The sequence below is a fragment of the Arthrobacter sp. SO5 genome (assembly GCF_020532805.1).
Classification (GTDB): Bacteria; Actinomycetota; Actinomycetes; order Actinomycetales; family Micrococcaceae; genus Arthrobacter.
Window position 1 is genome coordinate 1,065 of sequence record NZ_MQTQ01000097.1, and the last position, 11,373, is coordinate 12,437.

The following is an 11,373-nucleotide window of genomic DNA, read 5'->3' on the forward strand; positions in this document are numbered from 1 at the left end:
CGACAGGCCCGCCGCCGCAGTTATCGGGCTGTTGGCTGCGCAGGGCTACGACGCAACGTCCGTTGACGACCTCGCAGACGCCGCGGGCATGAGCCGCAGCACCTTCTTCCGGAAGTTCGGGTCGAAGGAAGACGTTGTTTTCGCTGATCATGAGCGGATCCTGCGGCAGGTGACTGACCGGCTGGCGGACACGATGCAGGAACCCCTCGCAGCGATTGAGGACGCGGCGCTGCTGGTTTTCACCCACCACCTGCGGAACCCGGAAACGGCCCGCGCGCGCTTCGAACTCATGCAGGCTGTCCCGTCACTCCGGGACCGCGAGCTGGTCACCTCCCATCGATATGAGCGGGCGTTCCTGCTGCACCTGCTAAATAAACTCCCTGACGCCGAGCATCGTGAATACAAGGCCGTGTCCTACGCCGCGGCCGCGGTCGCCGTGCACAACGCCTTTCTCCGGCAGTGGCTCCGTTCGGCACCGGCTGCCCAGGAAACAGACAACGCGGACGGGGCGAGATCCTCGGCACTCGCGGACGAGCTCCATGCCCTCTCCGAGATCTTCCGGCCGGCACTTTTCGGACCCGCGGCCTCAGCGCCAGCATCTCCGGCCGTCGTGGTCACCGTGCTGAGGGCGGGTGCGGACAACGAAGCGATCCTCAAGGCAGTCCGCGACGCCCTGGGCTGAAACGCCGGCCGGCTTTTTGACACTGGGTTTCTTGACGTGGAACTGCGTTTCAGTACATCCTTAGTTGATGTGGCGTGAGCCACAACATTCAGGCGGCAACACCCGCCGCCGAGACAGAGGACAAACACATGACGACGACGTCGCCCGGTTCCGGGATCACCGCCACAGCGGCCGCGGGTGAATTTCCGGCCGGCACCGTAGAACCGGACTACGTCCTGACCGAGGCTTTGGGCACGGACCCTGCGTCCGTGTTCGCCGGTATCAGCGACGACGACCGCGGCTACTGGGAACGCGCCCGCCACTTCGTCCAAAACGAGGTCCTTCCCGTCATCGACAGCTACTGGGAGCGCGCCGACTACCCGGTGCACCTGGTCAGGCGCCTCGGCGAGCTGGATCTGCTGCGTGACGGGGTCCCGGTGGACGGATTCCCCGTCATGAGCAGGATGGCGGCCGGCCTGGTGAACATGGAAATCAGCCGCGGCGACGGCTCCGTGGCAACCATGATCGCGGTTCAGGGCGGTCTCGCCCTGCGGTCCATAGCCGAGTGCGGCTCGGCCGAACAGAAGGAGCGCTGGCTCCCGGCGGTCGCCGCCGGCAAGGAATTCGCTGCCTTCGCGTTGACGGAGCCCACTCATGGCTCGGACGCGGTGGCCCTGGAATCCACGGCCACCAGCACAGCCGGAGGATTCCTGCTCAACGGCGAGAAGAAGTGGATCGGCAATGGCTCCGTCGGCGGAGTCTGCGTCGTGTGGGCCAGGGGCGAAGACGGCCAGGTCCACGGCTATCTGGTACCGCAGGACTCCCCCGGCTACTGCGCCACGAAAATTGAAGGCAAGCTGGCCCTGCGCGCCATCTGGCAGGCCCACATCCGGCTGGAAAACGTCTTTGTCCCGCAAGCGGATGTCTTGCCGGGGGCCCGGTCCTTCAAGGACACCTCACGGGTGCTGCTGGCCACCAGGCTGGGCGTCGCTTGGTCCGCCGTCGGGCATGCCACCGCCTGCTACGAAACCGCTGTCCAGTACGCCAAGCAGCGGGTACAGTTCGGCCGGCCGCTGGCCGCCTCCCAGATCGTGCAGGAACGGCTGGCCAGGATGCTCAGCGAACTGGCCACCATGCAGTTGATGGTGGTTCAGATGACCCGCCTCGATGAAGAAGGGTCGCTCACCCCCGAACAGGCGTCCCTCGCGAAATACACCTGCACCCGAATTGCCCGTGGCATTGCCTCCAATGCCCGCGATCTCCTCGGCGGCAACGGCATCCTGCTGGCAAACCGGGTTGCCCGGCACCTCGCCGACATCGAGGCCATCCACACCTATGAAGGCACCGAGACCATGCAGGCGCTCATCATCGGGCGCGGGATCACCGGCATCTCCGCCTTCGCCTGATCCACGCTGTGCCTGCCAACCCGAAAGGATTCTCTTGAACCAGAACGCGAACATCCCAGTCATCCTTGGCGGCGCCCGTACCCCCTTCGGGCGGTTCCGCGGCGGCCTCACGCCGTTCTCCTCTACCGAGCTGGGCGCGCACGCCATCCGCGCGGCACTGGACCGGGCCGGCGTCGCCCCCGAACAGATCGAAGCGGTCATCGTCGGGCAGGTCATCCAGGCCGGAGCCGGCCAGGGCCCTGCGCGGCAGGCCAGCCTGGCCGCCGGAATCGGCTGGGACGTGCCCACCGTGACGATCAACAAGCTCTGCCTCTCCGGACTCACGGCCGTGATTGACGCGGCCCGGATGATCCGCGCGGGGGAAGCCGACTTCATCGTCGCGGCCGGCCAGGAATCCATGACCAACGCCCCGCACCTCGTGCCCGGGCTCCGCGCCGGCGTCGTCATCGGGGACGCGCCGATGCTCGACTCGCTCAACCGGGACGGGCTGCAGGATCCGGTTAGCGGCCTGCTGATGGGCGAAGCCACCGACGCCGGGAACGCCGAACGCGGCATCACCCGGGCCGAGCAGGACGCCGTAGCGGCCCGGTCCCACCAACGGGCCGACGCGGCACGCGCCGCCGGAGTGTACGCCGAGGAAATCGCCCCGATCGACATCCCCCAGCGCAAGGGACCAGCGCTGACGCTCGAACACGACGAGGGTATCCGCCCGGAGACCACGGCCGAGTCCCTGGCAAAGCTGCGTCCCGCCTTCTCCAAGGACGCAGCGGCGACCATTACCGCAGGATCGTCCTCCCCGCTCTCGGATGGTGCCGTCGCCCTGGTGATCGCCAGCAAAGCCGCGGCCGAAGCCGCAGGGCTCGAGTGGATCGCCGAGATCGGCGCCCACGGCCAGACCGCGGGACCGGACGGATCGCTGCATTCCCAACCCGCCCGCGCCATTGAACTCGCCCTCAAACGCGAGGGCCTCACCGCGCAGGAGCTAGACCTCGTCGAGATCAACGAGGCCTTCGCGTCCGTCCTCATCCAGTCCGCCAAGGACCTCGGCATCGAGCCGGAGGACATCAACGCCGAGGGTGGTGCCATCGCCCTCGGGCATCCGGTCGGGGCCTCCGGCGCGCGCCTGGTCCTGCACCAGGCGCTGGCGTTGAAGCGCCGCGGCGGAGGCACCGGCGTCGTCGCTCTCTGCGGCGGCGGCGGCCAGGGCGACGCCCTGATCCTGAAGGCATGACCAACCCAACGAAGAAGCAGGACATGATCACCACCAACTCCACAGACGGCTTCGGAACCATCTCCGTCGCCGCCATCCTGGCCGAATCCGCTCGAAGGACACCGGACAGCATCGCGCTGATCGTCGGCGAGGACGAGACCACGTACGCCAGGCTCTGGGCTGAGACCCGAGCCTACGCCGGGGCCCTGCGCGCGCGTGGCATCGGCCCCGGCGATGCTGTCGCCGTATTGATCCCCAACGTTCCTGACTTCGCCCGGGTGTACTATGCCATCCTGTCCCTGGGAGCCATCGTGGTCCCGGTGCACGCACTGCTCAAGGCACGCGAAATCGACTACGTGCTCCAGGACAGCGGCGCCACGACCCTGATTTGCGCCGCTTCGCTGCTCACGGAAGGGGCTGCGGCTGCCGCCAGCACCGGGGTCGATCTGTTGACCGTCATGGCGCCCGAGGACGGAGGGCTGCCGCGGCTCGAAGCCGAGGCCGCCGCGTCCCAGCCAATCGACAGCTACGTCCCCCGCCTGCCCTCCGACACCGCAACGATTCTGTACACCTCCGGCACGACCGGCAGGCCAAAGGGCGCCCTTGGCACCCATTTCGCCCTGGTCGAACAGACGTCCGTCCTGCTGACGAGCGTCATGCAATTTAAACCGGGCGACGTCCTCTTCGGCGGCCTGCCGCTGTTCCACACCTTCGGCCAGACAGTTGTCCTCAACACCGGACTCCGCGCCGGCGCGACCATCGTTATGATGCCCCGCTTCAGCGGCGACGGCGCCCTCAACCTGATGGCGCGGCACAACGTGAACATCTTCCTCGGGGTGCCGACGATGTACGTGGCGCTTCTGGAAGCGGCCAAGGCCGGTGCCGTCCGGCCGCCGGCCCTGCGGTACGGCATCTCCGGCGGGTCCTCCCTCCCCCTGGCCGTCATGGACAAATTCCGGGACGTCTTCGGCGTCGAAATCCACGAAGGCTACGGCCTGACCGAGACCTCCCCCGTCGCCGCGTTCAATCACGTGGGCACCCCGCCCCGGCCCGGCACCATCGGCACGGCCATTTGGGGCGTCGACATCGAGATTGCGCGCGCCGAAACGGTCGAAAGCATCGAGCTGCTGCCCGCCGGCGAACTGGGCGAGCTCGTCATCCGCGGGCACCTGCTGATGAAGGGCTACCTGAACCGGCCGGAGGCCACCGCCGAGGCGGTCGTGGACGGCTGGTTCCGCACCGGGGACCTGGGGACGAAGGACGACGACGGCTACCTCACCATTGTTGACCGCAAGAAGGACATGATCATCCGCAACGGCTACAACGTCTACCCCCGCGAGGTGGAGGAAATCCTCCTCACGCACCCGGAGGTTGTCAGCGCCGCCGTCTACGGAATCCCGCACGAGGTCCATGGCCAGGAAGTCGCGGCCGCGATCGTCCTCGACGCCGGCGCGACCGCCAGCGCGACGGACCTGATGGAATTCGCAAGCGCCCAGCTGGCCGCGTACAAGTACCCGCGCGTCATCAGGTTGCTCGCGGAGCTGCCCCTCGGGCCCAGCGGAAAAATCCTCAAGCGGAATTTAGCCACCGAATCCGGCGGGTCCTAGAAACCCGGGCGGTCACCTTGCGACGTAGGCCGCGAGGTGCTGGCCGGTAAGGGTGGGCTGCTCAGAGACCAAGCCTGCCGGCGTGCCCTCGAAGACGATCCGCCCGCCGTCGTGCCCGGCGCCGGGACCGAGGTCGATGATCCAGTCGGCGTGCGCCATGACGGCCTGGTGATGCTCGATCACGATGACCGACTTGCCGGAATCGACCAGCCGGTCGAGCAGGCCCAGCAGGTTCTCGACGTCGGCGAGGTGGAGGCCGGTGGTCGGCTCGTCGAGGACGTACACGGCGCCCTTCTCTGCCATCTGGGTGGCGAGTTTGAGCCGCTGCCGTTCGCCGCCGGAGAGGGTGGTGAGCGGCTGCCCGAGGCTGATGTATCCCAGTCCGACGTCGGCGAGCCGGGCGAGGATCTTGTGCGCGGCCGGGACCAACGCGTCCTCGGATTCGAAGAACCCCGTGGCCTCGGTGACCGGCATCGCCAGCACTTCGGCGATGTTGCGGCCGCCGAGTGTGTACTCCAGTACCGAGGCCTGGAACCGTTTCCCCTCACACTCCTCGCAGACAGATTCGACGGTGGCCATGACGCCAAGTTCGGTGTAGATGACGCCGGCGCCGTTGCACGCGGGGCAGGCACCCTCGGAGTTTGCGCTGAAGAGCGCCGGCCGAACGCCGTTGGCCTTCGCGAAGGCCTTGCGCACGGGCTCAAGCAGTCCGGTGTACGTCGCCGGATTGCTCCGGCGTGAACCGCGGATGGCACCCTGGTCGATTACCACCACGCCGTCCCGGCCGGCGATCGAGCCCTGGACCAGCGAGCTCTTGCCGGAACCTGCGACGCCCGTGAGCACGCACAGCACGCCGAGCGGGACGTCGACGTCGACGTCCCGGAGGTTGTGCGTCGACGCGCCGCGGATCTCCAGCTCACCGGAAGGCGAACGCACCGCGGCTTTCAGGGCCGCTCGGTCATCGAAGTGGCGGCCCGTCGCCGTCCCGCTCCCCCGCAGCCCGTCGACGGTGCCCTCGAACACCACCTCGCCGCCGCCCGTGCCGGCGCCCGGACCGAGGTCGACGACATGGTCCGCGATCGTGATGGTCTCGGGCTTGTGCTCCACGACGAGCACGGTGTTCCCCTTGTCCCGCAGCTGCAGGAGCAACTGGTTCATCCGCTCGATGTCATGGGGGTGCAGGCCGATCGTGGGCTCGTCGAAGACGTAGGTGACGTCAGTGAGCGACGAGCCCAAGTGGCGGATCATCTTGGTCCGCTGCGCCTCTCCCCCGGACAGGGTGCCGGCGGGCCGGTCCAGGGAGAGGTAGCCCAGCCCGATCTCCGCAAAGGAGTCCAGGAGGTGCTGCAGCCCGGCGAGCAGCGGTGCCACCGACGGCTCCTCCAGATCCCGGACCCAGCCGGCCAGATCGCTGATCTGCAGCGAGCAGACGTCAGCGATGCTCTTCCCATTGATCTTCGAGGACCGGGCCTCCGGGCTGAGACGGGTGCCCCCGCATTCGGGGCAGGTAGTGAACGTGACGGCGCGCTCCACGAAGGCGCGGATGTGCGGCTGCATCGCGTCGACGTCCTTGGAGAGCATCGATTTCTGGATCTTGGGGATCACGCCCTCGAAGGTGAGGTTGATGCCCTCGACCTTGATCTTGGTCGGCTCCTTGTACAGCAGGTCGTCCAACTGCTTCTTGGTGAACTTGCCGATGGGCTTGTCCATGTCAAAGCCGGCGCCGCTGAAGATGCGGCCGTACCAGCCGTCCATGCTGTAACCGGGGATCGTGAGCGCACCCTCGGCGAGTGACTTGGTGTCGTCGTACAGCGCGGACACGTCGAAGTCGGTGACCGAGCCCATGCCCTCGCACCGCGGACACATCCCGCCCTGGTAGACCACATCGCGCACCACGTTCTTCTCTACCCTGCCGCCCTTCTCCGTGCTCATCACCCCGCTCGCCTTGCGGGTGGGCACGTTGAAGGCGAACGCAGTGGGTGGACCGATATGCGGCCTTCCCAGCCGGCTGAAGAGGATGCGCAACATCGCGTTGGCGTCGGTGGCGGTTCCGACTGTGGACCGGGGATTCGCCCCCATCCGCTCCTGGTCGACGATGATCGCGGTCGTCAGGCCCTCGAGGACGTCGACGTCGGGCCGCGACAGCGTCGGCATGAAGCCCTGCACGAAGGCGCTGTAGGTCTCGTTGATCATCCGCTGCGACTCCGCGGCGATCGTGGCGAACACCAGAGAGCTCTTACCCGAGCCGGAGACACCGGTGAACACCGTCAGCCGGCGCTTCGGGATTTCCAGGGAGATGTCCTTGAGGTTGTTCTCGCGGGCACCGACCACGCGGATCAGATCGTGGCTGTCGGCAACAGGCAGTGCAGCCGGCTGCGTGTCCTGCCGCGCATCCGTCTGTGCATCCATCCCGGTGGGAATGCTCATCGTGTCTCCATCTCTTGGAAGCCGCCCTCATGGGCGGGGCATTCTTGGGCGGGGCGCCGGTCGCGGTTTCCGCCGGCGCCGTCTGGCTCTATCTAACCAGCATCTGCGGCTGGCGCTCAGGGATCCTGAAGTAGCCCCAGGACGTTGCCGTCGGGGTCAAGGCCCGCGGCGGATTAAGTGCGACCGTCGGCTCGTCAACGATGGCGCTCGGCGGCCGACGATTCGCCGGAGCAGCTCCGCACACTGTGGCGGGATTCGGCGGCCGGTCCCGCGCAGTTGTTGTCCAGTGCCCTGGTGTCCATTGTCTTAACCGCCACCCTCACTGAGAATGAACCATGACGGTCTACCTGAGGTCCTTGGAAACTGCTGTTCCGCCAACTGTCCTGATCCAAAGCGAGGCCCGGGACGTCTTTGCTGCCCAGCCGGGCCTCACGAGGCTGGGTACGCGCCTGGTGGGCACCTGCTTTGACTCGGCGGCGATCGACACCCGGTACACCGCCGTGGCGGAGCTCACCATGGACCGCCGGGCGCAGGACCCCCAGTTCTTCGAGCAGGGCACGGGCCTGCTGCTCAGTCCCAGCACGAAGGTCCGCAACGACATTTTCGCCACGGAAGCCACCAAACTCTTCATCGAAGCCGCCCGGAAGGCCATCGAGGTCTGCGCGGGCATTGATGTACGTGACATCACTCACCTCGTGACGGTCTCCTGCACAGGATTCTTCAATCCGGGACCGGACTACAAGATCGTCCGGGCACTGGGTCTGAACCCCGCCGTGCAGCGGTACCACCTGGGTTTCATGGGCTGCTACGCGGCCTTCCCCGCGCTGCGGGCCGCGAAGTCGTTTTGCGAGGCGGACCCGGATGCGGTGGTGCTGGTGGTCTGTGCGGAGCTCTGCTCCCTCCACGTCCGGACCTCCAATGACCCGGACACGATCATGGGATCGGCGCTGTTTGCCGACGGCGCCGCCGCCGCCGTCGTGACGGCGCGTGAGGTCCCCGGCGAGCCGGCGCTCATGCAGCTGGACCACTTCGAAACCGTCCTGACCCCTGTCGGCGAGGATTCGATGGCATGGAATATCGGCGACCACGGGTTCGAGATGGTGCTCGGCAACTACGTGCCGCACATTATTGACGATCACATCATCGGAGCCCTGGAGCCGCTTCTGTCCCGGGAGAGCTCCCTGGCCGGACTCCCCTACCGCGACATCCGGCACTGGGCCATCCACCCCGGCGGGCGCAGCATCCTGGACAAGGTCCAGTCCCGGCTGCAACTCAGCGACGAGCAGCTGGTGCCGGCCCGGGAGACGCTGCGCAACTACGGGAACATGAGCAGCGCGACTGTCCTGTTCGTGCTCCGGCACATCCTGGGCCTCCCGCCTGCGGACGGTGACGCGGATGGTGACGCCCGCGGTGACGAGCGGATCTGCTCCATGGCCTTCGGCCCCGGGCTGACCGTGGAAACGGCACTGTTCACCAAGATCAGCAGCACGCAAAGGCCCGCCGGCCCGTCGGCGGCGCCCCACGAATCGGCGCAGCCGGAATCGGCCCTGCCGGAATCGGCCCTGGCCTGAGGCTGGCAGCGTGGATCTTCTGCGGGAGCGCGCTGCTGACGCCGTCGAGGAAATGGACGGGCCCGGCTGTGACCCCAAACGGCTGGAGCGCACGTATGCGCAGTTTGCCCTGGTCAACCGCGCCATCGCGGGCTGGCGCGGTATCTACGTGAGACAAATCCGGCCACGGCTGCTCGAGAGCATCGCCGGCCCCGCCACGACCCTGCTGGACATCGGCTGCGGCGGCGGCGATGTGCCGGCTTTGCTGTCCCGCTGGGCCGTCCGGGACGGACTCCGGCTCGAGATCACCGCCATCGACCCTGACCCGCGCGCCAGCCGGTTCGCCGCGGGACGGAATGCCGGCCCGGGCCTGGTGTTCCGCCAGGCGGAATCCTCCGAGCTGGTCAATGAGGGCCGCAGCTACGACGTCGTGATGTCCAACCATGTGCTCCATCACCTGTCCGCGGACGGGCTGCCGGGATTTCTCGCAGAGTCGGCAGCGCTGTGCCGCGGCAGGGTCATCCACAACGACATCCGGCGCAGTCCTGCCGCCTACGCGTTCTTCTACGCGGTTTCCTGGCCGCTCACCGGCTCGTATATCCGTCCGGACGGGCTGACCTCCATCCGGCGCAGCTACACCGCTGCCGAACTCCGGGCAGCCGCTCCCTCCGGTTGGAGCGTGTCCCGCCATTGGCCCTTCCGGAACCTGCTGATCCTGGACAAGGCGGCTCACCAGAGTGCGGACAAAGGGTCCGCCGGTGCCTGAGGTGCTGGTTATCGGCGGCGGACCCGTTGGATTGTTCATGGGGGCCCTCCTGCTGCAAAGTGGCGTGAGCGTCCGGATCCTGGAACAGCGCACCTGCCGCGAGCCCCACTCCCGGGCCATCGGAATCCATCCCCCGGCACTGGATGCGCTGCAGCAGGCCGGCGTCGCCCAGGAACTGGTTGCCCGGGGTATCCCCATCCGGAGCGGCATCGCCGTCGCCGGCGGAGTGCGGCTCGCGGCCATGAACTTCGCGGGCGTTTCCGGCAGCTTCCCGTTCGTCCTGGCCCTCCCCCAGGCCACCACCGCGGCGGTCCTCGAAGGCAGGGTCCGGGAGCTGGATCCCGGCGCCTTGCTCCGTGGCGTCAGGCTCACCGGCCTGCACGACGACGGCGGACGGGTCACGGTGGACGCTTGCTCCCCCGCCGGTCCGGTCCGGTATTCGTCGCGGCTGGTGATTGCCGCCGACGGGGTCCACTCGGACGTTCGCGCCCTGCAAGGCACAGCCGTTTGGGCCAAGGACTATCCGGACAGCTACCTCATGGGCGATTTCGCCGACAGCACCGGGTTGGGCCAGGACGCGGCGCTGTTCCTGGAATCAGGCGGCATCGTGGAGTCCTTTCCGCTGCCCGGAAAGCTGCGCCGGTGGGTGGTCCGCCTGGACAATCCACGGTCCGGGGCTGCGGAACTGCCGGGCGCCCCCGCAATTGCCGGTTCCGAGGCGCGCTGGCTCGCCGCGCGCATACGGGAACGGACCGGGATCGACGTCGATCCCGGGAGCAACAGCATGCTGAGTCGCTTTGGCGTGAGGTGCCGGCTGGTCCGGAACATGGTGGCCGGCCGGACCGTCCTGATCGGCGACGCAGCGCACGAGGTCAGTCCCATCGGCGGCCAGGGCATGAACCTGGGCTGGCTCGACGCCGTGGCGCTGGCACCGATCGTGGGCGCGTCCCTGAACGGTGCTGCTGTGGGCGCGGAACTGCGTGCCTTTCAACGGAGCCGGATGCGGGCAGCCGTCACAGCCGCACGCCAGTCCGAGATCAACATGGCGCTGGGCCGGCCCCTGGCGGGACGTCTACTGGCTGCGCGGAGCCGCACAGTTGCCGCGGCGGGGGGCATTCCCGCAGTGAACCGCCTCGTGGCCCGCCGCTTCACGATGCAATGAACGGCTCCCGTCCTGCTCCGCGCGCGCGGCGGCAGCGGGAATACACTGGCACCATGGGAAGCCCCTTCCAGCGGCCCCCGGGGCATGCGGACCGACCCCCGGCCGGCCACCCGGCAGCACCCGGGAGCACAGCGCTCAAGCGTGTCGCAGCGCTGGTTCTGTTGGCCGCTGCGACGTCCTGCAGCCCTGGTACCGCCGGATCGGGACCCAGCACCGGACCCGGTAAGGGCGGGGCCAGCCCCGGCGCAACCCCGCCGGCAGCCGGCCCGCCCGTCAGTGCCGAGATCAATCAGCTCCGGGACAACTACAGCAAGCAGATCATCGCGATCCAGCTCACCAACAACACCGCCGGCCCGCTGACAGTCCTGACGGCGGAGCTCGGCAGTGAGCTGTTTGCCGCCACGATTCCCTGGCAGCCACCGGCCGGGGGCATCGAACTGCCGCCCGGCCAGGCCAAGATCCTCCCGGCACAGCTGCCGGCGCCCTCCTGCGAAGCGCAGCCACCCCGGTCGCCGGCGGTAGCGACGGCCACGCTCCGGCTGGCAGTCAACCCGGGACCGGCGGGCGGCACGGCCCTTCCCGCC

Annotated in this window: 8 protein-coding genes and 1 pseudogene; 8 read left to right on the top strand and 1 reads right to left on the bottom strand. The window is 68.0% G+C overall.

The genetic code is table 11. From position 1 onward, the window contains the following. The 4 genes from BJG92_RS16995 to BJG92_RS17010 all read left to right on the top strand — a co-directional run. Positions 1–682 (top strand): TetR/AcrR family transcriptional regulator (locus BJG92_RS16995; RefSeq protein ID WP_232085163.1); only part of this gene is annotated, 682 nt, incomplete at its 5' end. A gap of 128 nt (positions 683–810) precedes the next feature. Further along, the gene (locus BJG92_RS17000) at positions 811–2,067 is read left to right on the top strand and encodes an acyl-CoA dehydrogenase family protein (RefSeq protein WP_232085167.1); all 1,257 of its coding nucleotides are present in this window, start codon (positions 811–813) and stop codon (positions 2,065–2,067) included. Between the two features lie 34 nt (positions 2,068–2,101). Beyond that, positions 2,102–3,298 (top strand): acetyl-CoA C-acetyltransferase, encoded by a 1,197-nt coding sequence (locus tag BJG92_RS17005; protein ID WP_232085164.1) that lies wholly within the window; start codon positions 2,102–2,104, stop codon positions 3,296–3,298. After that, the gene (locus BJG92_RS17010) at positions 3,295–4,884 is read left to right on the top strand and encodes a long-chain fatty acid--CoA ligase (protein ID WP_374199823.1); all 1,590 of its coding nucleotides are present in this window, start codon (positions 3,295–3,297) and stop codon (positions 4,882–4,884) included. Before BJG92_RS17005 ends, BJG92_RS17010 begins: the two co-directional genes overlap by 4 nt. Positions 4,885–4,896: 12 nt before the next feature. Here the strand turns inward: BJG92_RS17010 and BJG92_RS17015 are convergent, their stop codons facing one another. Continuing rightward, positions 4,897–7,293, bottom strand: a complete 2,397-nt coding sequence (locus BJG92_RS17015; protein WP_232085169.1) for an excinuclease ABC subunit UvrA — start codon at positions 7,291–7,293, stop codon at positions 4,897–4,899. Between the two features lie 353 nt (positions 7,294–7,646). On the opposite strand from BJG92_RS17015, the gene BJG92_RS17020 reads away from it, so the two are divergent. The 4 genes and pseudogenes from BJG92_RS17020 to BJG92_RS17035 all read left to right on the top strand — a co-directional run. Next, on the top strand, positions 7,647–8,882 hold the full coding sequence (locus tag BJG92_RS17020; RefSeq protein ID WP_232085165.1) for a type III polyketide synthase: 1,236 nt from the start codon (positions 7,647–7,649) through the stop codon (positions 8,880–8,882). Between the two features lie 10 nt (positions 8,883–8,892). After that, positions 8,893–9,627 (top strand): class I SAM-dependent methyltransferase, encoded by a 735-nt coding sequence (locus BJG92_RS17025; RefSeq protein WP_308011681.1) that lies wholly within the window; start codon positions 8,893–8,895, stop codon positions 9,625–9,627. Next, positions 9,620–10,789: an NAD(P)/FAD-dependent oxidoreductase gene (locus BJG92_RS17030; protein WP_232085166.1), complete on the top strand. Its 1,170-nt coding sequence runs from the start codon at positions 9,620–9,622 to the stop codon at positions 10,787–10,789. Before BJG92_RS17025 ends, BJG92_RS17030 begins: the two co-directional genes overlap by 8 nt. 53 nt (positions 10,790–10,842) lie before the next feature. Continuing rightward, positions 10,843–11,373: pseudogene (locus tag BJG92_RS17035) on the top strand (hypothetical protein); the annotation flags it as partial.